At 64.9% G+C, this 22275-nt stretch carries 22 protein-coding genes and 1 riboswitch; of the genes, 17 read left to right on the forward strand and 5 right to left on the reverse strand.

The features are described 5' to 3' along the window. The first annotated feature begins 20 nt into the window (after positions 1 to 20). Positions 21 to 128, forward strand: a riboswitch (SAM-I-IV-variant riboswitch). Between the two features lie 45 nt (positions 129 to 173). The 3 genes from GXY01S_RS08655 to GXY01S_RS08665 all read left to right on the forward strand — a co-directional run bounded on the left by GXY01S_RS08655 (position 174) and on the right by GXY01S_RS08665 (position 3589). After that, positions 174 to 1121 (forward strand): homoserine O-succinyltransferase, encoded by a 948-nt coding sequence (locus tag GXY01S_RS08655; RefSeq protein WP_061274156.1) that lies wholly within the window; start codon positions 174 to 176, stop codon positions 1119 to 1121. A gap of 184 nt (positions 1122 to 1305) precedes the next feature. After that, positions 1306 to 2466 (forward strand): hypothetical protein, encoded by a 1161-nt coding sequence (locus tag GXY01S_RS08660; RefSeq protein ID WP_255210399.1) that lies wholly within the window; start codon positions 1306 to 1308, stop codon positions 2464 to 2466. A gap of 43 nt (positions 2467 to 2509) precedes the next feature. Next, positions 2510 to 3589: a glycosyltransferase family 4 protein gene (locus GXY01S_RS08665; protein ID WP_061274243.1), complete on the forward strand. Its 1080-nt coding sequence runs from the start codon at positions 2510 to 2512 to the stop codon at positions 3587 to 3589. A 69-nt stretch (positions 3590 to 3658) separates the two neighbouring features. On the opposite strand, the gene kdsA is transcribed toward GXY01S_RS08665, so the two are convergent. The 4 genes from kdsA to tpiA form a co-directional block, all read right to left on the reverse strand. Next, positions 3659 to 4507: a 3-deoxy-8-phosphooctulonate synthase gene (gene kdsA, locus GXY01S_RS08670; protein ID WP_061274159.1), complete on the reverse strand. Its 849-nt coding sequence runs from the start codon at positions 4505 to 4507 to the stop codon at positions 3659 to 3661. Beyond that, positions 4504 to 6138 carry a CTP synthase gene (locus GXY01S_RS08675; RefSeq protein WP_061274161.1) on the reverse strand — a complete coding sequence of 545 codons (1635 nt, stop codon included), beginning with the start codon at positions 6136 to 6138 and terminating at the stop codon, positions 4504 to 4506. The genes kdsA and GXY01S_RS08675 overlap by 4 nt, the downstream gene beginning before the upstream one ends. Positions 6139 to 6267: 129 nt before the next feature. After that, the gene (gene secG / locus GXY01S_RS08680) at positions 6268 to 6561 is read right to left on the reverse strand and encodes a preprotein translocase subunit SecG (protein ID WP_061274164.1); all 294 of its coding nucleotides are present in this window, start codon (positions 6559 to 6561) and stop codon (positions 6268 to 6270) included. Positions 6562 to 6598: 37 nt separating this feature from the next. Then, positions 6599 to 7342 carry a triose-phosphate isomerase gene (gene tpiA, locus GXY01S_RS08685; RefSeq protein ID WP_061274166.1) on the reverse strand — a complete coding sequence of 248 codons (744 nt, stop codon included), beginning with the start codon at positions 7340 to 7342 and terminating at the stop codon, positions 6599 to 6601. On the opposite strand from tpiA, the gene GXY01S_RS18095 reads away from it, so the two are divergent. The 14 genes from GXY01S_RS18095 to GXY01S_RS08750 all read left to right on the forward strand — a co-directional run bounded on the left by GXY01S_RS18095 (position 7341) and on the right by GXY01S_RS08750 (position 21617). Continuing rightward, the gene (locus tag GXY01S_RS18095; protein WP_156470301.1) at positions 7341 to 7481 is read left to right on the forward strand and encodes a hypothetical protein; all 141 of its coding nucleotides are present in this window, start codon (positions 7341 to 7343) and stop codon (positions 7479 to 7481) included. The genes tpiA and GXY01S_RS18095 overlap by 2 nt on opposite strands. Before the next feature lie 124 nt (positions 7482 to 7605). Next, positions 7606 to 9540, forward strand: coding sequence for a peptidylprolyl isomerase (locus GXY01S_RS08690; protein ID WP_061274168.1), 1935 nt, complete (start codon positions 7606 to 7608; stop codon positions 9538 to 9540). Between the two features lie 50 nt (positions 9541 to 9590). Next, positions 9591 to 11102 (forward strand): anthranilate synthase component I, encoded by a 1512-nt coding sequence (gene trpE, locus GXY01S_RS08695; protein WP_174520937.1) that lies wholly within the window; start codon positions 9591 to 9593, stop codon positions 11100 to 11102. Positions 11103 to 11203: 101 nt separating this feature from the next. Next, positions 11204 to 11800 (forward strand): anthranilate synthase component II, encoded by a 597-nt coding sequence (locus tag GXY01S_RS08700; protein WP_061274245.1) that lies wholly within the window; start codon positions 11204 to 11206, stop codon positions 11798 to 11800. A 6-nt stretch (positions 11801 to 11806) separates the two neighbouring features. After that, a complete protein-coding gene (gene trpD, locus GXY01S_RS08705) occupies positions 11807 to 13141 on the forward strand; it encodes an anthranilate phosphoribosyltransferase (protein WP_061274173.1) in 1335 nt (444 codons plus the stop codon). Between the two features lie 18 nt (positions 13142 to 13159). Continuing rightward, a complete protein-coding gene (trpC, locus tag GXY01S_RS08710) occupies positions 13160 to 14053 on the forward strand; it encodes an indole-3-glycerol phosphate synthase TrpC (protein WP_061274175.1) in 894 nt (297 codons plus the stop codon). Then, entirely contained in the window at positions 14050 to 14541 is a 492-nt protein-coding gene (gene moaC / locus GXY01S_RS08715) for a cyclic pyranopterin monophosphate synthase MoaC (protein ID WP_061274177.1), read from the forward strand. Before trpC ends, moaC begins: the two co-directional genes overlap by 4 nt. 136 nt (positions 14542 to 14677) lie before the next feature. Next, a complete protein-coding gene (gene pdhA, locus GXY01S_RS08720) occupies positions 14678 to 15637 on the forward strand; it encodes a pyruvate dehydrogenase (acetyl-transferring) E1 component subunit alpha (RefSeq protein ID WP_242501380.1) in 960 nt (319 codons plus the stop codon). A gap of 7 nt (positions 15638 to 15644) precedes the next feature. Continuing rightward, a complete protein-coding gene (locus tag GXY01S_RS08725; protein ID WP_061274181.1) occupies positions 15645 to 17000 on the forward strand; it encodes a pyruvate dehydrogenase complex E1 component subunit beta in 1356 nt (451 codons plus the stop codon). Positions 17001 to 17012: 12 nt separating this feature from the next. Continuing rightward, positions 17013 to 18248 carry a pyruvate dehydrogenase complex dihydrolipoamide acetyltransferase gene (locus tag GXY01S_RS08730; RefSeq protein WP_061274183.1) on the forward strand — a complete coding sequence of 412 codons (1236 nt, stop codon included), beginning with the start codon at positions 17013 to 17015 and terminating at the stop codon, positions 18246 to 18248. 13 nt (positions 18249 to 18261) lie between these two features. Further along, positions 18262 to 19671 (forward strand): dihydrolipoyl dehydrogenase, encoded by a 1410-nt coding sequence (lpdA, locus tag GXY01S_RS08735; protein ID WP_061274185.1) that lies wholly within the window; start codon positions 18262 to 18264, stop codon positions 19669 to 19671. A gap of 149 nt (positions 19672 to 19820) precedes the next feature. Continuing rightward, positions 19821 to 20813, forward strand: a complete 993-nt coding sequence (lipA, locus tag GXY01S_RS08740) for a lipoyl synthase (protein WP_061274187.1) — start codon at positions 19821 to 19823, stop codon at positions 20811 to 20813. Then, positions 20814 to 21296 (forward strand): type II toxin-antitoxin system RatA family toxin, encoded by a 483-nt coding sequence (locus GXY01S_RS08745; protein WP_061274189.1) that lies wholly within the window; start codon positions 20814 to 20816, stop codon positions 21294 to 21296. It begins immediately after the preceding gene. A 39-nt stretch (positions 21297 to 21335) separates the two neighbouring features. Then, complete coding sequence (locus tag GXY01S_RS08750) at positions 21336 to 21617, forward strand: hypothetical protein (protein ID WP_174520933.1); 282 nt, start codon at positions 21336 to 21338, stop codon at positions 21615 to 21617. A 125-nt stretch (positions 21618 to 21742) separates the two neighbouring features. Here GXY01S_RS08750 and GXY01S_RS08755 read toward each other — a convergent pair whose 3' ends face one another. After that, a complete protein-coding gene (locus GXY01S_RS08755; protein WP_061274191.1) occupies positions 21743 to 22246 on the reverse strand; it encodes a CinA family protein in 504 nt (167 codons plus the stop codon). Positions 22247 to 22275 lie beyond the last annotated feature (29 nt).

Consider the following 22275-nt stretch of genomic DNA (forward strand, 5'->3'; position numbering starts at 1 on the left):
CGCAAAACACGTAGAACTGCGGCCAGCATCAGGAGTTGGGGCGACGCCCAACGCCAACCTGCCGTTCCGGGCAAGGTGGCGCTCCCGCAAGGGAGGATGTGGCCAGGCCGGCAACCAAGCGGATCATGCCACGCAGCGCGTCACGCCCCACACAATGGAGGACGGACGCGGCAATGCCCATAAGAATACCCGATGATCTCCCCGCCCGTGGCACGCTTGAAGCCGAGGGCGTGATGGTGATGGGCGAGACCGACGCCATACGGCAGGATATCCGCCCGCTGCGCATCGGCCTGCTCAACCTCATGCCCAACAAGATCCGCACCGAGACCCAGATCGCCCGCCTCATCGGGGCAACACCGCTGCAGGTCGAACTCACGCTGGTGCGCATGAGCGGGCATGTGCCGCGCAATGCGTCCGCCAGCCACATGACCTCGTTCTACCGGGCGTGGGAGGAGGTGCGCGGCGCGCGTTTCGATGGCTTCATCATCACCGGCGCCCCCGTCGAGCGCCTGCCTTTTGCCGAGGTGACGTACTGGGATGAACTGCGCCGCGTGTTCGACTGGACCCGGACCAACGTGCACCGATGTTTCAACATCTGCTGGGCTGCCCAGGCCGCGGTGCATCACTTTCATGGCATGCCCAAGCACGCGCTCGCCCGCAAGGCGTTCGGGGTGTATGACCACGGCATCCTTGTCCCGACATCGCCTTACCTGCAAGGCTTTGCCGATGACCTGTCCATTCCCGTCTCGCGCTGGACGGAGGTGCGGCGTGCCGACCTGCCACGCGGCACCGACATGACCGTTCTGGCCGAAAGCCCCGAAACCGGCCTGTGCCTGCTCGATGACCCGCGCCACCATGCGCTGCACATGTTCAACCACCTTGAATATGATTCCACCTCGCTGGCCGATGAATATTTCCGCGACCGCGAGCGGGGGCTCGATATTACGGTGCCGCACAACTACTTCCCGCATGATGACCCGACCCTGCGCCCCATCAACCGCTGGCGCGCGCATGCTCACCTGCTGGCGGGCAACTGGATCAACCAGATCTATCAGACCACGCCGTTCGATATGGCGCGGATCGGGCATGAAAGCCGCAGCCCCGCCCTGGCCTGCGCCTGAAGGCACACGGATACGTGATGGAGGCATGGCTGTTCGCGCAAATGTCAGACAATAAAAAGAAGGGCGTAAAGATGGGGGTATTCTCCCCCGTCGCCAACGGTGCTAGAAATGGGTCAAGGCCATGATCCGCGGCTATTTATTGCGATAAAAAACCGATATAGTTACAGGCATGACATTGCATGGCATGAAGATCGGCTTTCTATTCAACCACGACTGTATCCACCAGGTTTCGCATACGGCTCCCATCATTTGCCAGCTTGTCGCATTGGGGCAGGATGTTACGGTCATTACCTCATCGGTGGAGCAGGAGGCGCACGTACGCCGCATGGTTGCCGCCTGCGCGCGGAATGTGACCTTCGTGCGCATCGACATCAGCCTGCTCGCGCGGGCCGTCAACGTGGTGGCCCGTTCCTTCCTGCCGTTCCGCCGCATTGCCAACCTGCGCGAGAATATCCGCCTGTTCTCCCGCTTTGACGCGCTGGTGGTGCCCGAGACCACATCCGCCCTGCTCAAGAGCCATTTCCGGCTCGATATCAAGCTGATCTACTTCCCCCATGGCGCGGGCGACCGCTCCATCGGGTTTCGCGACGTGACGCGGTTTTTCGACCTGGTGCTGCTGCCCGGTGAGAAAACGCGCGAACGCATGCAGGCCAGCCACCTCATCCGCCCCGATGCGCATTCTGTGGTCGGCTACCCCAAATTCGATATTGTCGACCTGTCCAGGCGCCCCCGGTTTTTTGATAATGACCGCCCGACCGTGCTGTACAACCCGCATTTCGATCCGGTCCTGTCATCATGGTGGGACATGGGGCTGGAGGTGCTGGACTGGTTTGCAAGGCAGGATGACTACAACCTGATCTTTGCGCCCCATGTCATGCTGTTCAGGCGCAACCTGCATACATCGGTCGAGCACCGCAGGCTGCGCCTGCGCCGGATGATACCGCAGAAAATCCGCAACCTGTCACATATCCTGATCGATACCGGCAGCCCCAACTCGGTTGACATGTCCTATGTGCGCGGGGCTGATATTTACCTCGGTGATGTCAGCAGCCAGATCTATGAATGGATCTACCAGCCACGACCGTGCATCTTCCTCAATTCGCACGGTGCGAAGTGGCGCGACAATCCCAATTATGCCCACTGGAACATGGGGCAGGTGATCGACCGGGTGGACGAACTGCCCCATGCGCTTGCGGTGGCGCAGGCGCAGCAGGCCCTTTATGGACCACGCCAGCAGGTGGCTTTTGCCGCAACATTCCACACCGCGCCCGATGAGAGTGCCGCCAGCCGCGCCGCCCGGGACATTGTGTATTTCCTCTCGCATGGTAAAACAGCCGCCGCCTGAAAGCTGAGAGAACCCATGACCATCGGTGTGGGAGGAGAAGGTCATGCGGATCGCCTATGTCATCAACACGTTCGAGGGTGGTGGCGCTGCCCTGCCCATACCCGATATCGTGGAGGTCTGCCGCGCCAACGGGCATAGTGTTGATGTTGCGGCGCTCTCCCCGCGCAATGGCCGCGCCATGCCCGCCCTGCGCAAGGCCGGGCTTGAGCCGGTCGTGCTGGCCGAGGATACGTCATCTCCCGCGCTGATGCTGCACCGGCTTGATGCCTGGGTGCGCAAGGTGCAGCCGACCCATATCTGGACGTCGCTCACCCGTGCGACCCTGCTTGGGCAGCTTGTCGGGCTGCGTCAGGGCATTCCGGTGGTGAGCTGGCAGCACAACGCCTTTCTCAAGCCTGCCAACCTGGCCCTGCTGCGGCTCATGCGAAACCGCAGCCGGTTATGGGTGGGCGATTCAGGCTACGTGACCGAACTGACCTGCCAGCGCCTCGGCCTGCCTGCCGAGCGGGTCATGTCATGGCCCATCTTCCGTATTGATCCTGATCTGGCACCTGCAGCGCCGTGGCGGGCGGGCGAGGTGGTGCAGATCGGTTCGTTGGGGCGGCTTGATCCATCCAAGGGGTATGACGTGCTGTTCCGCGCGCTGCTGGCCCTGCGCGATGTGCCGGGCCTGCCGCCCTACAGGGTGACCATAGGCGGCGAGGGGGCGGAGTATGCGCGGTTGCAGGGCTTCTGCCAGCGCCACGGGCTGGATCAGGTCCGTTTCGCGGGTTATGTCGAGGATACGGCGGCGTTCCTGCGGGGCTGCCATCTCTATGCCCAGCCTTCGCGGCAGGAAGGGTTCTGCATTGCCGCCCATGAGGCCATGAACATGGGCCTGCCGGTGCTGGGCAGCACCGTCGGCGAGATGACGCATTCCATTACCGAAGGGGTCAGCGGCTGGCACGTCCGCCCCCGGCGCCCACATGAACTTGCAGTCAAGCTCGAGCAGGCCCTGCGCCAGCCCGAGCGTCTTGCGCCCATGGGGCAGGCGGCGCGGGCCTATGTGGCGCAGCATTTCAGCCCGGCGGCCTTCATGCAGGCCGGGAGTGCCGTGTTGCAGCGCATGGCGGCGCTTGCATAGCGCCGTTAACTGGCTAAAAGCGAAAAAGTAAAAGTTTTTGGGTGCCGCCTTTTTGTCAGGGTCGGGCGGTCAGAGGATCTCATCCGGCGGGGTCTGCTTGGTCAACTGGTCATAGCGCAGCAGGGTGCCCAGCAGGTCTTCCATGGCCGAGAGCGGCAGCATGGTCGCGCCATCGCTCGGGGCCGTGTCGGGGTCGGGATGGGTCTCGATAAACAGGCCCGCCACGCCAATGGCCAAAGCCGCGCGCGCCAGAATGGGCGCAAACACGCGCTGCCCGCCCGAGGCAGAACCCAGGCCGCCGGGCTGCTGCACCGAATGCGTGGCATCATAGATTACGGGATAGCCCGTACCCGCCATGATGGGCAGGGCACGCATGTCATTGACCAGCGTGTTGTAGCCAAATGACGTGCCACGCTCGCACAGCATGATGCGCGCATTGCCGGTCGAGGCGACCTTGGCGGCCACGTTCGCCATGTCCCACGGGGCAAGGAACTGCCCCTTCTTGATGTTGATGGCAGCCCCGGTCTGGCCTGCTGCCAGCAACAGGTCGGTCTGGCGGCACAGGAAGGCGGGGATCTGGAGCACATCGGCCACTTCCGCCACCGGCGCGCACTGCTCGGGCTGGTGCACATCGGTCAGGACCGGCATGCCAAAACGCGCGCGCACCTGCGCCAGGATATCAAGCCCCTGCGCCATGCCCACGCCCCGCGCCCCGTTGATGGAGGTGCGGTTGGCCTTGTCGAACGAGCTTTTATAGATCAGCCCGATGCCGAGGCGCTTCGCCATGCCCTGCAGGGCATCGGCCACCTCGGTCGCATGCTGGGCGGACTCGATCTGGCATGGCCCCGCGATCAGCACGAACGGATGTTCGTTGCCAACCGCAAGCGCGCCGATATCGACCGTGGCGTGCGTTGTCATCGCTTGGCCGCCGCGTGCGCCACCGCCGCCTTGATGAAGCCGGAGAACAGCGGATGCGGGTCAAATGGCTTGGAGAGCAGTTCGGGGTGGTACTGCACCGCGATGAACCACGGATGGTCGGGGTATTCCACCACTTCAGGCAGGATATTGTCAGGCGACATGCCCGAAAAGCGCAGGCCGGTCTTTTCCAGCTGCTCGCGGTAATGCACGTTCACCTCGTAGCGGTGGCGATGGCGCTCGCGGATGTCGGTGCGGCCATAGGTCTCGGCTGCCCGTGAACCTTCGGCCAGCCTGGCGGGGTAGGCGCCAAGCCGCATGGTGCCGCCCATCTCGCCGCCTTCGCGCCGGCGCAGCAGTTCGTTGCCGCGTGCCCATTCGGTCATCAGGCCCACTACCGGCTGGTCGGTCGGGCCGAATTCGGTCGAGGATGCATCGGGAATGCCCGCGAGGTTGCGCGCGCATTCCACCACCGCCATCTGCATGCCAAAGCAGATGCCCATGAAGGGGATGTTGTTCTCACGCGCATAGCGCACGGCGCGGATCTTGCCTTCCGATCCGCGCTCGCCAAACCCGCCGGGCACCAGAATGGCGTCGCTGCGGGCCAGCATCTTCACCGCGTCGTCCGATTTCTCGAAGCTTTCGGCCTCGACCCAGTTCAGCCGCACGCGGGCGCGGTTGGCAATGCCACCATGCTGCAGTGCCTCGATAAGCGATTTGTAGCTGTCGAGCAGGGCGGTGTATTTGCCCACCACCGTCACCACCACCTCGCGGTCGGGGTGGCGCACGGCGTCAACGATTTTCTCCCACCGCGACAGGTCGGGGGCCGTATCGGTCGGCAGGCCGAAATGGTGCAGCACCTCGGTGTCCATGCCCTCGGCATGATACGAGATGGGGCAGGCATAGATCGTGTCCACATCGCGCGCGGCAATGACGGCCTGCGGGCGCACGTTGCAGAAATTGGCGATCTTGCGGCGCTCGTTTTCCGGTATTTCACGGTCCGAGCGGCAGACGAGCATCTGCGGCTGGATGCCCACGTTCTGCAGTTCCTTGACCGAATGCTGCGTGGGCTTGGTTTTCAGCTCACCCGCAGCCGCGATCCAGGGCAGCAGGGTGAGGTGGATGAACATCGTCTGGTCAGGTGCGAGGTCATTGCGCAACTGCCTGATGGATTCAAGGAAGGGCAGGCTCTCGATATCGCCCACCGTGCCACCGATCTCGACAAGCACAAAGTCGAGGTCCTCGGTATCCGCCACGATCGTTTCCTTGATCGAGTCGGTAATGTGGGGAATGACCTGCACGGTGGCGCCAAGGTAGTCGCCACGTCGTTCGCGCGCGATCACGCCGGAGTAGATCTGCCCCGTGGTCGCATTATCCGCCTTGGTGGCGGGCACGCCGGTAAAGCGTTCATAATGCCCGAGGTCGAGATCCGTCTCGGCACCGTCGTCGGTCACGAAGACCTCGCCGTGCTGGTAGGGGCTCATGGTCCCCGGATCGACATTGAGGTAGGGGTCAAGCTTGCGCAAACGGACCCGATAGCCACGGGTCTGGAGCAGGGCAGCAAGGGCAGCCGAAGCGATGCCTTTGCCGAGGGAGGACACCACGCCGCCGGTGATGAATACAAACCGCGTCATGGATGGCCTTCCTACACTGCTTGCAGCCCACGCGCAAAGCCTACCTGCGGGCTGATTGAAAAAATAAAAAGACCCCCACCCCACACATGCGGGGCGGGGGCCGCGGCCCTTGCCCGAAAGGGGGCGGGCTTACTTGCCTGCGGGGGCCGAAGTTGCGGGCGGCTGGGCCAGGATATCGTGGCCCAGCCCGCTCGAGGCGCCCCGGTTCATGACCGCGAGCGTAAGCGAGAGCACCATGAACGCCGTGCCGAGCACCGCGGTCGAGCGGGTGAGCAGCGTTGCCGTGCCGCGCCCGGACATGAACGAACCCATGCCCTGCGAGCCGCCGATTCCAAGCCCGCCACCCTCGCTGCGCTGGATCAGGATGGTGCCGATCAGCGCGATGGTGACGAACAGGTGCAGTAGAAGAAGAACTGTAATCATGCGTCTTTCCAGTAGATCCCCGCAGGCCGCGCGGCAATCACGATGCGCGGGCGGCGCGGACAAGCGGCACGAAGGACTCGGCCTTCAGGCTGGCATTGCCCACCAGCGCCCCGTCAACGTGTTCGACAGGCAGGATATCGGTGACATTGCGTGCGTTAACGGACCCACCATAAAGGATTCGGATCGTTTTGCCAGCTTCACCGAACTGCCGCACCAGTTCGGCGCGGATAAAGGCGGACATATCGGCAATATCCTGCTGCGATGCAGCCTGCCCGGTGCCGATGGCCCAGATCGGCTCATAGGCCACGATGCCGGTAAAGCCCTGCGGCAGCGAGCCCTCGAGCTGCCAGCCCACGGTGGCCTGCGAATCCCCTGATGAGCGCTGGTCGTCGTTTTCGCCCACGCACACGATGGGGGTGAGTCCGGCGGCCATGGCGGCGACCGCCTTCTCGCGCACCGTCTCGTCAAGCTCATGGTGCTCGGCGCGGCGCTCGGAATGGCCAAGGATGACATACTGCACCCCCAGGTCGACCAGCATGGGGGCGGAAATATCGCCGGTATGCGCACCTGAGGCATCCTTGTGGCAATCCTGCGCGCCAAGGGCGATGCCGGCCGCCTTCAGTTTTGGTGCAAGGCGGGCAAGCTGCGTAAAGGGCGGGCAGACCACCACGTCGGCGCGGGTGGGCAGGGCGGCGAGTTCCGTGGCCAGCGCCCCTGCCAGCGCATCCGCATCCGCGCTCAGGCCGTTCATCTTCCAGTTGCCAACAATGATCTGTTTCATGTTTCCCCTCCTGGCCATGGCCCGGTCGTGCGGCCTGCGGGCGGCACGGGGCATGGCGATGATGGCGGCAAGCCTACACCACGGCTGCGGCGGTGTTGCAACCCGCGCGCGCGGCACAACCGGCCCGCATGCATGCTAGCGCTGGTCAAACCGCTACCGTGACCGTATGGTGCCCGACCGGAAAACAGGGCCGCCCGCACGGCGTACGGGGTGCGCGGGTCTGATCCGTCCGCGTTTGTCTTGGTCCTGGTGCAGGGTTTTTCATGCTATCTTTTCTGTATCGCGTGTTTGTCGATTCATGGGTGGGGCGTATCGTCGCCGGGCTGTTCTTCCTGGCCTTCATCGGGTTTGGCATGGGCGACGTGCTGCTCAATATCGGCACCGAGCGCGCCGACGTGGCCGCCCGCGTGGGCAACCGCCCCATACTGGTGCAGACCTACCAGACCGCGCTGCAGACCGAGATGCCGCAGGTGGCGCAGTCCATGCACCTTGCCGACCCCTCGCAAATTCCCGCCGCCACGCGTGAGCAGGTGGCCCAGCAGGTGCTTGGCCGCCTCATGCTGCAGGCCGAGATTGCGGAGGCTGCGGACCGTCACGGCCTGATCGTGCCCGATTCCGTGGTGCGCGACGAAATCTTCTCCATCCCTGCCTTCAAGGGGCGCGATGGCCAGTTCGACCGCGCCCTGTTCAATGACCGCCTGCGCCGCAGCGGCATGACCGAGGGCCGCCTGATCGAGCTGGTGCAGCAGGAGCAGGCCTCGCGCGTGCTGCTCCAGCCGATTCGCGATGGCGTGGCCGCCCCTGATGTGATGGTGCGCCGCGTGTTCGACTTCGAGGCCCAGACCCGCACCATCGACCTCGTGCGCGTGCCCTTTGCCGCGCAGGACGTGACCGCCACCCCCACGGCAGCCCAGCTTGCCCGCTACCAGGCCAACCACCCGTGGGAATTTACCGTGCCGGAATACCGCCATGCCCGCATCGTGGTGCTGTCAGCCGATACGATCGGCCAGCGGCTTGATATTACCGATGCCGACCTGCACCAGACCTACGAGGCGCAGGCCCAGACCTTCAACCAGCCCGAGCGGCGCAGCGTGCAGATCGTGACCGTGCCGACCGAGGACCGCGCCAGGGCGCTTGCCGCGCAGTGGACGGATGGCGGCGCCTGGGCCAGCGTGCAGAAAAACGCGGGCAAGGATGCGGCGGCGGTGGAACTGCCGGGCATCAAGGTAGGTGACGTGCCATCGGCCGACCTGGGCAAGCAGATCTTCGCAGCCCCCGCCAATGCAACGCAGGGGCCTGTCAGGAGCGAGGGCGGCTGGGTGGTCTTTCGCATCACCGGCATCAGCCCCGCCCATTTCTCGCCCTATGATGATGTGAAGCAGGCCCTGCACGACAAGCTGGCGCATGACCGCGCCCAGGCGCTACTGGCCGACCGGGTGCAGAAGCTGCAGGATGCGATTGCAGGCGGCGGGCTTGACGCCATTCCCACCGATCTGGCCGCCACTGCCGTCTCGGGTGATCTGGACGCGCAGGGCCTGACGCATGAGGGCACGCCCGCCCCCATTCCCGGTAGCGATGCCGCACGGCAGGCGATCATCGCGCGCGTGTTCTCGCAGGCCAAAGGGGCGAACCCCGAACTGGTGCAGGGGCCTGATGGCGTGTGGTACGCTGTTGCGGTTGATGGTGTGACGCCGGGCCATGTGCAGACCCTGGCCGAGGCCGGGCCGAAGGTTGCCAGCGCGTGGCAGGCGGCGGCCCGTCGCCATATGGCCGATGAGCAGGCCACTGCCTATTACACGCAGGCGGCAGGGCAGGGCGGGCTTGGCCATGTCAGCCCCGCCATTGCCGGGCTTGAGCACAGCCAGCCGATCTTGCCCATGCAGCCCGCGCCCGAAATCCCGCGTGAGGTGGCGGCCCTGATCTTCCGCCTGTCGCAGCCGGGGCAGAGTGTCATGACGCAGGCGGACGACTCTTACGTCGTGGCCACGCTCACCGCCATCAACCACCCCGATCCCGCCACCCAGAAAAACCTGTATGACCGGGTGCGCGCCGGGCTGGGCCAGTCGATGGGCGATGATATTGAAATGAGCTATGGCGCGGCCCTTGAAGGCATCGTCAAGCCCAAGCCCAATAACGGTGCCATTCAGGCGGTGATGGCGGAAGTGACCGGCCAGCAGAAGGCGGGAGCAGCACAGTGAGCGCACAGACGGCAGGCCCTGGTTTCTCTCTTGATCAGGAAGGGCGCGACGTGGCGCTAACCCGCCTGCGGGCGGGTCAGGCCAGTGTGGCGTGGCGTGTCGAGCCTGCCGACCTGCTCACGCCGGTCGCGGCCTTTTTGCGGTTGGCAAAACTGGCGCGCAGCCATGGTGGCGGCAATGGCGGGCATAACGCCTTCCTGCTTGAAAGCGTCGAGGGGGGCACCTCGCGCGGGCGCTACTCGGTCATTGGCCTGCTGCCCGACCTGATCTGGCGCTGTCATGATGGCCGGGCCTGTGTGTGCCACGATCCGGCAGCGCCCGCCCATGTCTTCACGCCCGAGGCCGAGGCTCCGCTGGTCTCGCTGCGGCGCATCCTGCATGAAAGCCGCATCGACCTGCCCGAGGGCCTGCCGCCCATGACCGGCGGCGTGTTCGGCTATCTGGGTTATGACATGGTGCGTCAGGTCGAGCACCTGCCCGACATGCCCGCCGATGACCTGAACCTGCCCGAGGGCATCCTGATCCGCCCCGGCCTGTTCGCCATATTCGACACCGTGCGCGATGAACTGCTGCTGGCAAGCCCGCTGCGTCCCCGGCCCGGTGTTGCGCCCGAGGCCATCTGGGATGAGGGGCAGGCCCGCCTGCAACAGGCCCGCGCGGCCCTGTCCACCCCGGTGGAACTGCCCGACGCGCCTGCGGGCGCGATCGAGGCGCCGGTGCCGCAATCCACGCTGTCGCGTGAGGCGTTCTGCGATATCGTGCGCAGGCTGCAGGACTACATCGCGGCGGGCGATGCGTTCCAGATCGTGCCGAGCCAGCGCTTCAGCGCGGCCTTCACCCTGCCGCCATTTGCGCTGTACCGCGCGTTGCGGCGCATCAACCCGGCTCCTTTCCTGTTCTATCTCGACCTTGACGGGTTCAGCCTTGTCGGCTCCTCGCCCGAGATCCTGGTGCGCCTGCGCGAGGGCACCATGACCGTGCGCCCGCTGGCTGGCACCCGCCCGCGTGGCCACACCACGGCGGAGGACCTGGCGCTGGAAGAAGAACTGCTTGCCGACCCCAAGGAGCGCGCCGAACACCTGATGCTGATCGACCTCGGTCGCAACGATGTGGGCCGGGTGTGCGAACTCGGTTCGGTCAGGGTGACCGAGCAGTTCGTGATCGAGCGCTTCAGCCATGTCATGCACATCTCATCCAACGTGGAGGGCACGCTGCGGCCGGGGCTTGAGGCGCTTGATGCCCTGATGGCGGGCTTCCCCGCGGGCACGCTGACGGGCGCGCCCAAGATCCGCGCCATGCAGATCATTGACGAGGTGGAACCGACCCGCCGCGCCACCTATGCCGGGTGCATCGGCTATTTCGGCCCCGATGGTGACATGGATACCTGCATTGGCCTGCGCATGGCGGTGGTCAGGGACGGGCGGATGTACGTGCAGGCGGGTTGCGGCGTGGTGGCCGACAGCGTGCCCGAGGCGGAATACGAGGAAACGCGCCAGAAAGCCCGCGCCCTGTTCCGCGCGGCGGAGGAAGCGGTACGTTTTGCCACTGATGACGGCGCATAAGGCGATTTGATAGCAGGGGCGTACATGATAGGATGCGCCCAGACATGCCGGGGCAGGCCGCAGGGTTTGACCCGGCCCAGCGGAAAAGCCATGATACGCCCATGATCCTCCTGATCGACAATTATGACAGTTTCACGTTCAATCTCGTCCATTACCTCGGTGACCTGGGCGAGAAATGCGATGTGTACCGTAACGATGCCATCAGCGTGGAAGAAGCCCTTGCGCTCAGGCCCGAGGTCATTGTCATCTCGCCCGGTCCCTGTTCGCCCAATGAGGCCGGGATCTGCTGCGACCTGATTGCCGCTGCTGCTGGCAAGGTGCCGGTCTTTGGCGTCTGCCTTGGCCACCAGGCCATTGGCCAGGTCTTTGGCGGCAGGGTGGTGCGGGCGCCCACGCCCATGCATGGCAAGGTCTCGCCGGTCTATCATGACGGCACCGATATTTTTACCGGCCTGCCGGACCCCTTCAACGCCACCCGCTACCACAGCCTGACGGTTGATCCCGACAGCCTGCCCGATACGCTGGTCGCCACCGCCCATACATCCGATGGCGTGATCATGGGCCTGCGCCATGCCAGCCTGCCGATCTTTGGCGTGCAGTTCCACCCCGAAAGCATTGCCTCGGAATACGGCCACGAGATCATGGCCAATTTCCTGTCCATCGCGCGGGGCAGGAACACACCGCGCAAGGCCGCCTGAGCCGGCATGGGCAGCACGATGGACAACGCCCCCGATCCGCAGGCCGCGTTCAGGGATATTCTGGCCCGTGTCGTGGGGCAGGGGGCGGTGTCGCCAGAACTGGCACAGGCCGGGCTGGCGCAGGTTCGCGCAGGCGGGGTGGCGGAAATTCCGGCAGTTGCCTTCCTGACCGGGCTGCGCCTGCGCGGCATGCTGCACGCGGACCCGGTCGAGCTTGAAGGCGTCCTGACCGGGCGCGCGGCTGATCCTTCGGCTCGATCCGCCACGTTCCGGGCTATTCTTGACGTGGTGCTGGAAGGCCGGGAACTCCCGCGCGAAATGGCGGACGCAGCCTTCGGGCTGATCATGGATGGCGCGGTGGGCGAGGGCATGCTGGCCGCCTTCCTGACCGCGCTGCACATGCGTGGCGAGGGCGTGGGCGAACTTGAGGCCGCCGTAAAGGCCATGCGCGCGCGCATGCTGGCCGTGCCCGACATGCCCGCCGCCGCGCTGGACGTGTGTGGCACCGGGGGCGACGGGCTGGGCACGCTCAATGTCTCGACCGCCGTGGCCTTTGTGCTTGCAGCGCTTGGCGTGCCGGTGGTCAAGCATGGCAACCGCGCCTTGTCATCACGATCGGGGGCGACCGACGTGCTGCTGGAACTTGGCGTGCCGATGCCCGTTGCAGCAGAGCCGATCGGGCAGATGGTGGCGGCGCATAACGTGACGTTCCTGGCCGCAACCAGCCATCATCCCGCCATGCGGCATGTGGGCGCCGTGCGTCGCGCGCTGGGGTTTCGCACCATTTTCAATCTTGTCGGCCCGCTTTCCAATCCCGCCGGGGTCAGGCGGCAGCTCGTGGGCGTGTTTGCGCCGCAATGGCTTGATGTGATGGCGCGCACGCTCCGCGCCCTTGGCTCCGAGCGGGTCTGGGCGGTGAGCGGTGAGTGCGGGCAGGGGCGCTTCATTGATGAACTGACCCTTGCCGGCCCCACGCAGGCCTGCGTGCTGGAAGATGGCCAGATCCACGCCCTGACCATCGTGCCCGAAAAGACCGGCCTGCAACCCGTCCCCATAGCGGCCATTGCAGGCGGCGCGCCCGCCCATAATGCTGCCGCCCTGCGCGCGCTGGCGGCGGGCGGACGAGGTGCCTACCGTGATACCGTGCTGCTCAATGCAGCCGTGGCATTGCATGTGGCGGGGCGAGGGGACAATATCATGCACGGTGGCGTGATTGACTATGCCGCCCTGCACGAGAACATCCGCCAGGCTGCGGGTGTGCTCGACAATGGCGCGGTCGCGGCCGTGCTGGAGGCTGTCCGGCAGTTCCGGGCAGACGGGCCAAACAGAGTAACAGGGTAAAACATGAACGACACGCCAATGACCCCCCCCCAGACAGGCAGTGTCCAGCCCGTGGATGTGGACGGCATCCCCGATGTTCTGGAACGTATCTGTGCACGGACCCGGGTGGACGTGGCGCAGCGTGCCAAGGTCATGCCGCTGAAGGAAATCACCGCCCGCGCGCGTGAGGTGAGCACCCCCCCCCGCGGCTTTGGCCAGGCGCTGAAGCAGAAGACCGCCGACCACCAGATCGGCCTGATCGCGGAAATCAAGAAGGCATCGCCTTCCGCCGGTATCCTGCGCCCCGACTACGAGCCGACCGTCATTGCCGAAGCCTACGAGGCGGCGGGGGCTGCGTGCATTTCCGTCCTGACCGAGGGGTCGTGCTTCCATGGCAGCGCCGAGGATCTGACCCGCGTGCGCGAGGCGTGCAAGCTGCCCATCCTGCGCAAGGACTTCATCATCGACCCGTGGCAGGTGCATGAAAGTCGCCTGATGGGGGCCGACTGCATCCTGCTCATCATGGCCATCCTGACCGATGCCGAAGCGGCCGAACTGCTCGACATCGCCCGTGGCCTCGACATGGATGTGCTCGTTGAAGTGCATGATGAAGGCGAACTCAACCGCGCGCTGGCCCTCGATACCTCGCTGATCGGCATCAACAACCGCAACCTCAAGACACTCCAGACTGATATCGAGACCACCTGCCGCCTGGCCCCCCTGGTGCCGCCCGACCGGATCATCGTGTCAGAAAGCGGCATCCGCACGCATGCGGATGTGATGAAGCTCAACGCCCTGGGCGCATCGGGCTTTCTGGTGGGCGAGAGCCTGCTGCGCCATGAGGATGTGGGGGCCGCCGTGCATGCCCTGCTCGGCACCACCGCCCCGGCCAGCCCGGACACGGCAGCGCCACCGGCCGAGAGCACGCCATGACCGCACCCCGCCTGTCACACCTCGATGCGGCGGGGCACGCGGTCATGGTCGATGTCTCGGCCAAGCCTGACACGCGGCGCGAGGCCGTGGCGCATGGGCACATAAAAATGCGCGCCGAAACGCTGGGCCTGATCCTGGCGGCGGCCATGCCCAAGGGCGACGTGCTGGCCACGGCGCGCATCGCGGGCATCATGGCTGCCAAGAAAACGGCGGAACTGATCCCGCTGTGCCACCCGCTGGCCATTTCCTCCGTCAAGGTGGAACTCGCGCCAGACAGGGCAGGCGAGGGGATCGACATTACCGCGCGCGTGCGCACGACTGGGCCGACCGGGGTGGAGATGGAGGCGCTGACGGCGGCCTCCGTCGCGGCGCTGACCTTATATGACATGTGCAAGGCCGTGGAGCGCGACATGGAAATTGGTCAGATCCATGTGATCCATAAATCCGGTGGCGCGTCTGGTACTTATGACCGTGCATCAGGTTCCTGATGGCACCGGCTACATCCTGTAATCGCAACGGCTGCCCTATCCCTGCACGGGTGGCGGCACGGGCACCATGAACCAAGGACGTTCGATGAGTAACGAGACCGATCCCGGCCTGGGGGGCGGGCATAACAGCCGCGCCATGACCGAAGCCGACCTGAAGCATGCCTATTACCAGATGGTGCTGATCCGCCGGTTCGAGGAGCGTTCGGGCCAGCTTTATGGCATGGGGCTGATTGGCGGGTTCTGCCACCTGTATATCGGGCAGGAAGCCGTCGTGGTCGGGATCCAGATGGAACTCAGGCAGGGCGACAAGATCATCACCTCCTACCGCGATCATGGCCAGATGCTCGCCGCAGGCATGGACCCGCGCGGGGTTATGGCTGAACTGACCGGGCGCGAAGGAGGGTACTCCCACGGCAAGGGGGGGTCGATGCACATGTTCTCGAGCGAGAAACATTTCTATGGCGGCCACGGCATCGTGGGCGCGCAGGTCTCGCTGGGCATCGGGCTGGCATTCGCCAACAAGTATCGCGGCACGGACGAGGTCTCGGTCACGTATTACGGCGAGGGCGCTTCCAACCAGGGCCAGGTTTACGAGAGCTTCAACCTCGCCGCCCTGCACAAGCTGCCCTGCCTGTTCGTGCTCGAGAACAACCGCTACGGCATGGGCACCAGCGTGGAGCGGGCCTCGGCCTCGAAGGCGCTGTGGCGCAATGGCGAGCCGTGGGGCATTCCCGGCATGTATGTCGATGGCATGGACGTGCAGGCCGTGCGCGCGGCGGCGGCCGAGGCCGTGGCCCATTGCCGCGCGGGCAAGGGGCCGGTGCTGCTTGAGGTCGATACCTACCGCTACCGTGGCCATTCCATGTCCGACCCGGCAAAATACCGCCAGCGCTCGGAAGTGGATGAAATCCGCAAGACCCAGGACCCCATCGACCGCGTGCGCCGCGAACTGCTGGCCATGGGCGTTGAAGAAAACGAACTGAAAGCCATGGACGAACAGGTCAAGGCGGTCGTGACCGATGCGGCGGCGTTTGCCCAGACCAGTCCCGAGCCCGACCCCTCGGAGCTGTGGACTGACATACTGGTGGAAAGCTGATCTAGAGATGGCAACAGAAATACTCATGCCCGCCCTTTCTCCGACCATGAAGGAGGGGAAGGTGGCCCGCTGGCTGCGCAAGCCCGGTGACGCGATTGCCGCAGGCGACGTGATTGCCGAAATCGAGACCGACAAGGCCACGATGGAAGTCGAGGCCGTGGACGAAGGCAGGCTTGGCCAGATCCTGGTGCCCGAAGGCACCGAGAACGTGGCGGTCAATACGCCCATCGCCGTTCTGCTGGCCGAAGGCGAGGATGCATCCGCCATGCCGGCGGCGGCCCCCACGGCAGCGGCAAAGCCTGCGGTGGCCCAGCCCTCGTGCGCGCCGTCCGTAGCCGCGCCAACTGCCGCCCCCGTCGCCCCGCAGCCCGAAAAGGACTGGGGCGAGACCACCGAGATTACCGTGCGCGAGGCGCTGCGTGACGCCATGGCCGCCGAACTCGCACGCGATGAGGACGTGTTCCTGATCGGTGAGGAAGTGGCCCAGTACCAGGGGGCCTACAAGGTCTCGCAGGGGCTGCTCGACCAGTTTGGCGAGAAGCGGGTGATCGATACGCCCATTACCGAGCAGGGCTTCACCGGCATGGCCATCGGTGCCGCGCTGACCGGACTCAGGCCGATTGTCGAGTTCATGACCATGAACTTCGCCATGCAGGCCATTGACCAGATCATCAACTCGGCGGCCAAGACGCGCTACATGTCGGGCGGGCAGATGTCGTGCCCCATCGTGTTTCGTGGCCCCAATGGTGCGGCAGCCCGCGTGGGTGCGCAGCATTCGCAGTGCTATGCAAGCTGGTACGGCCATGTGCCGGGGCTGAAGGTGGTCGCACCCTGGTCGGCGGCGGACGCCAAGGGCCTGCTGCGCGCGGCCATCCGCGACCCGAACCCGGTCGTGTTCCTTGAAAACGAGATCCTGTACGGCCAGCGCTTTCCCTGCCCGGTGGATGAGGACTTCATCCTGCCCATCGGCAAGGCCAAGGTGGAGCGCGAGGGGCATGACGTGACCATCGTCACCTTCTCGATCATGGTGGGCGTGGCCCTTGAGGCGGCGGCAAAACTGGCCGAGCAGGGCATCGAGGCGGAGGTGATCAACCTGCGCACCATCCGCCCGCTCGATACCCGGACCGTGGTGGACAGCGTGAAGAAAACCAGCCGCCTCGTGACGGTGGAAGAAGGCTGGCCGTTTGCGGGCATTGGCGCAGAAGTGGCCATGCAGGTGATCGAGCATGCGTTCGACTACCTCGACGCGCCGCCGGTGCGCGTGGCGGGGGCTGACGTGCCCATGCCGTTTGCCGCCAACCTTGAAAAGCTGGCCCTGCCCAATACGGACTGGATCATCAATGCCGTCCGGCAGGTTGTGTGAGGGGAACGCGCGATGTCCATCAACATCCTGATGCCAGCCCTTTCGCCGACCATGAAGGAAGGCACGCTGGCCCGCTGGCTCAAGGCGGAAGGCGACACGATTGCCGCAGGCGACGTGATTGCCGAGATCGAGACCGACAAGGCCACGATGGAAGTCGAGGCCGTGGATGAAGGCATTCTGGGCCGCATCCTGATCGAGGGCGGCACGCACGGCATTGCCGTCAACACGCCCATCGCCATTCTGGTGGCGCAGGGGGAAAGCGTGCCGGATGCGCCAGCCCCGGTTGCCCCGGCAGCAGCTTCACCCGCGCCCGCGCCATCTGCCCCGGCAGTGGCGACGCCCGCCGCAGCGGCTCCGGCTGCCGCTCCGGCCAAAGGCACGCGCGTGTTTGCCTCCCCGCTGGCGCGGCGCATTGCAGCGCAGAAGGGCATTGATCTTGCCAGCCTCAAGGGCAGCGGCCCCAACGGGCGCATCGTGCGCCGTGACGTGGAGCAGGCGACCGTGACCCCGGCACCCAAGGCTGCGGCACCTGCGGCTGTGGTGGAAGAGGCGGGCTTCGAGAGCATTCCGCATACCACCATGCGCAAGGTCATTGCGCGCAGGCTGACGGAATCCAAGTCCACCGTGCCGCATTTCTATGTGGAAGTGGATGTGGAGCTTGATGCGCTGCTGGCACTGCGCAGCCAGATGAACGCGGCCTCGCCCGATGAGGGGCCGGGGGCGTACAAGATTTCCGTCAACGACATGCTGGTCAAGGCTGCGGCTGTCACGCTGCGCCGGGTGCCGCAGGTCAATGTCTCCTTCACCGAGGAGGCCGTGCGGGTCTATGAGGACGTGGACATTTCGGTCGCGGTCTCCATCCCCGATGGACTGATCACGCCCATCGTGCGCAAGGCCGATACCAAGAGCCTGCGCCAGATCAGCCTCGAAACGCGTGACCTCGTGGCGCGTGCGCGGGCAGGCAAGCTGAAGCCGGAGGAATTCCAGGGCGGCACCTTCTCCATCTCCAATATGGGGATGTATGGGGTCAAGGCGTTCTCGGCCATTCTCAATCCGCCGCAGGCGGCCATCCTCGCCATTGCGGCGGGCGAGCGCAGGCCGGTGGTCAAGGGCAACGAGATCACCATCGCCACCGTCATGACCGTAACGCTCTCGGTTGATCACCGGGTGGTCGATGGCGCGCTGGCGGCACAGTGGGTATCGGCCTTCCGCAAGGTGGTCGAAAACCCCATGAGCCTTGTGGTCTGAGGGGGCGCGTTCAATGAGCACCACACAGTTTGATGTCATTGTCATTGGCGGCGGCCCCGGCGGGTATGTCGCGGCCATCCGCGCGGCCCAGCTCAAGCTGAAGGTCGCGGTGGTGGAGGCCTCCCAGCTTGGTGGCATCTGCCTCAACTGGGGCTGCATTCCCACCAAGGCGCTGCTGCGCGCCTCCGAGATCAACCACCTGCTGCACAACCTTGGCGAGTTCGGGTTCGCGGCCGATAACGTGCGTTTTGACTTTGACAAGGTGGTCAAGCGTTCGCGCGCGGTTTCAGCGCAGCTTTCGGCTGGTGTCGCCCACCTTCTTAAAAAGCACAAGGTCACGGTCATCAGCAGCTTTGGCAAACTGGCAGGCACGGCGGGTGCGAACCGCAAGGTCTCGGTCAGCGTGGAGGGCAGGGAGACCACCGTGCTGACCGCGCCGAACGTGATCGTGGCTACCGGTGCGCGCGCCCGTGTGCTGCCGGGGCTGGAGCCTGATGGCAGGCTGGTCTGGTCCTACCGCGAAGCCATGGTGCCCAAGGCCATGCCGCACAGCCTGCTGGTGATCGGCTCGGGCGCGATTGGCGTGGAATTCGCCTCCTTCTACCGCAACATGAGCGCGGAGGTGACCATTGTGGAAGTGGCTGACCGCATCCTGCCGGTGGAAGATGCCGAGATTAGCGGCTTTGCCCGCAAGGCACTGGAAAAGCAGGGCATGAAGATCCTGACCGGGGCGACGCTGGGCAAGATCACCAAGGCCGAGAATTCGGTTACGATAGACGTAACCGCTGGCGGCAGGACCGCGCCCATCACGGTCGAGCGCGTAATCTCGGCGGTGGGCATTGTCGGCAATGTCGAGAATATCGGCCTGGAGGGTACTGCCATCAAGGTAGACCGCACCCACATCACGGTCGATCCTTATTGCCGCACGGGCGAGAAGGGTGTGTTCGCCATTGGTGACATTGCAGCCCCACCGTGGCTTGCCCACAAGGCCAGCCATGAGGGCGTGATGGTGGCGGAACTGATCGCGGGCCGCGACGTGCACCCGATCAGCCCCATGAACATTCCCGGCTGCACCTATTGCCGCCCGCAGGTGGCCTCCGTCGGGTTGAGCGAGGAGAAGGCGAAGGCGGCGGGTTACAAAATCCGCGTGGGTCGCTTCCCGTTCATTGGCAATGGCAAGGCGATTGCGATGGGCGAGCCCGAGGGCATGGTCAAGACCATCTTTGATGACGCCACCGGCGAACTGCTCGGCGCGCACATGGTCGGCGCGGAAGTGACCGAGATGATCCAGGGCTACGTGATTGCCCGCACGGGCGAACTGACCGATGGCGAACTGAAGGAAACGGTCTTCCCGCATCCCACCATATCGGAGACCATGCACGAGGCCGTGCTGGCCGCGTATGACGGGGCGCTGCATATCTGACCCCCACTGAAAGCCGGGGGCAGGGCCATACCGCACCCTGATCGTGCGGTTGTGATCCTGCCCCCGGCTCACGGCGGCAAGAATGCTTGACGTCTTGCTGCAGGCGTTTCACTTCTGGATATCTGCCTGTTTACGGGATTTTTTGTATCATGTCCGTGCGTTTGATGATCGACCACCGCAAGAAGGGTGAAGCCACGCTGCGCCATCCAGAAAAGGCGCACAGGCCCGATAACCCGATTGCCCGCAAGCCGGAGTGGATCCGCGTGCGCGCGCCCAACCACCCCACCTATCACGAGACGCGCAAGCTCATGCGCGACAACAACCTCGTGACCGTGTGCGAGGAGGCGGCCTGCCCCAATATTGGCGAATGCTGGTCGCAGCGCCATGCCACCATGATGATCATGGGCGAGATCTGCACCCGGGCCTGCGCGTTCTGCAATGTCACCACCGGCCTGCCCAATGCGCTTGACGGGGATGAGCCCGGGCGCGTGGCCGATGCGGTGGCGAAGCTGGGCCTGCGGCATGTGGTCATAACATCGGTAGACCGTGACGACCTGCCTGATGGGGGCGCGCATCACTTCGCCCGCGTGATCGGCGCGATCCGTGCCAGTGCGCCCGATACCACCATCGAGATCCTTACACCCGACTTCCTGCGCAAGCCCGGCGCGCTTGAGGTGGTGGTGCGCGCCCGGCCCGATGTGTTCAACCACAACCTCGAGACCGTGCCCCGGCTGTACACCACCATCCGCCCTGGCGCGCGGTACTACCAGTCGATGCGCCTGCTTGATGACGTGAAGCGGATGGATCCCTCCATCTTCACAAAATCGGGATTGATGCTGGGTCTGGGCGAGGAACGGCCCGAAATCCTGCAGGTCATGGATGACCTGCGCATTGCGGACGTTGATTTCATCACCCTGGGGCAATATCTCCAGCCTACGGTCAAGCATGCTGCGGTGGCCCGGTTCGTAACGCCTGAGGAATTCGCCGATTATGCGAGCATGGCCCGGGTGAAGGGCTTCCTGCAGGTCAGTTCCTCGCCCCTGACCCGGTCGTCGTACCATGCGGATTCAGATTTTGCGCAGCTACGCGCCGCGCGTGAGCAACGCCTGAAGGCAGAGCGTGGCGCAATGGAGATCAAGTAGATGCCTACCCATGCCGAACGTCGGCTTATCGCCTATTCGCCCAGCCAGCTTTTTGACCTGGTGGCCGACGTTGGGAAATACCCCCAGTTCCTGCCGTGGTGCACCAGTGCGCGCGTGCGCACGCGCACCGCAACCGAACTGGTGGCTGACCTGACCATCGGGTTCGGGCCTTTCCGCGAGACATTTACCAGCCGTGTCCTGCTTGAAGCGCCCACCACCATCCGCGTCAGCTACGAGAAGGGGCCGTTCCGTTACCTTAACAACGTCTGGACCTTCACGCCCGAGCCGCGTGGCTGCCTGGTCGATTTCTTTGTGGATTTCGAGTTCAAGTCCCGCCTGTTGCAGGCCGCGATCGGGGTGGTGTTCAACGAGGCCGTGCGCCTCATGGTCTCGGCCTTCATCCGGCGCGCGCGTGATATCTATGGCCCGCCGCCCGCGGTCGAGCCAGCGCAGGTCAGTACGGCAAAGGCGGGCAACGCCTGATCCCCCGTATCGTACCAGACAGGACAGGAAAACACGTTCATGAACAGGATTATTCCCGCCATTATGGGGGCCGCACTTGTTTGCGCGGCGCCGCTGGCTCATGCCGCCTCGCCCGCGCCGCACAAGGTGGAAGCCCCCGCGCCCGGCAGCGATGCCGAGACCGCCGACCTGAACGAGCAGAGCCTGCAAAAGGCCCGCGCCTCACTTCAGGTTGCCGCGCCGGTTGCATCTGCCGGCCACCCCGTGCAGGCACAGGGCACGGGCCAGACGGCAAGCCCCATCCGCGTTCCGGAAACCGGCAGCACGGTGGCCGGGTACTAGGTCGCGCCAGCCTGTTTTGAAAACAGAAGGCAGTTTTTGGTTGCCGCCTTTTTTCGAAAAGGCGGCGTTCCTCGAAGCTTTTTGAAAAAAGCTTCACCAAAAACTTCTATTATCATGCTGCCTTGTTATTCCGCTGCCAGTCGGCCTGCGTGGTCAAGCAGCAGGCCAAGGGCCGCGCGCACGGCCTGGGTGCGGATATCCCACCGCTCGCCCGCAAAATGGTGCGAGACGGTATGCACCGTGCCGCCACCCGCCACGGCAAACCAGACCAGCCCCACCGGCTTGCCCGGCGTGGCCCCGCCGGGGCCTGCAATGCCGGTAATGGCGACCGACAGGTTGGCATCGGGCGCATGGCCGAGCGCGCCCTGCGCCATGGCGGCGGCCACCTCGCGGCTGACCGCGCCATATTCTTCCAGCAGTTTCAGCGGCACGCCCAGCGCATGGTGCTTCATGCTGTTGGAGTAGGTGACAAAACCGCCGCATACGACATCGGACGCGCCAGCGGGTTCTGTCATGGCGGCGGCCAGCAGGCCACCGGTGCAGCTTTCCGCCGTGACAACACGCTGGCCTGCGGCACGCAGGCGGGCCAGGGCATCGGGCATGTGGCTCAGAAAGGTATCAGGTAACATCGGCGGCGTTCTCCTCTTTCCGGGGCGTC

Origin of the sequence: Komagataeibacter xylinus NBRC 15237 (assembly GCF_001571345.1) — a bacterium.
Taxonomy (GTDB): domain Bacteria; phylum Pseudomonadota; class Alphaproteobacteria; order Acetobacterales; family Acetobacteraceae; genus Komagataeibacter; species Komagataeibacter xylinus.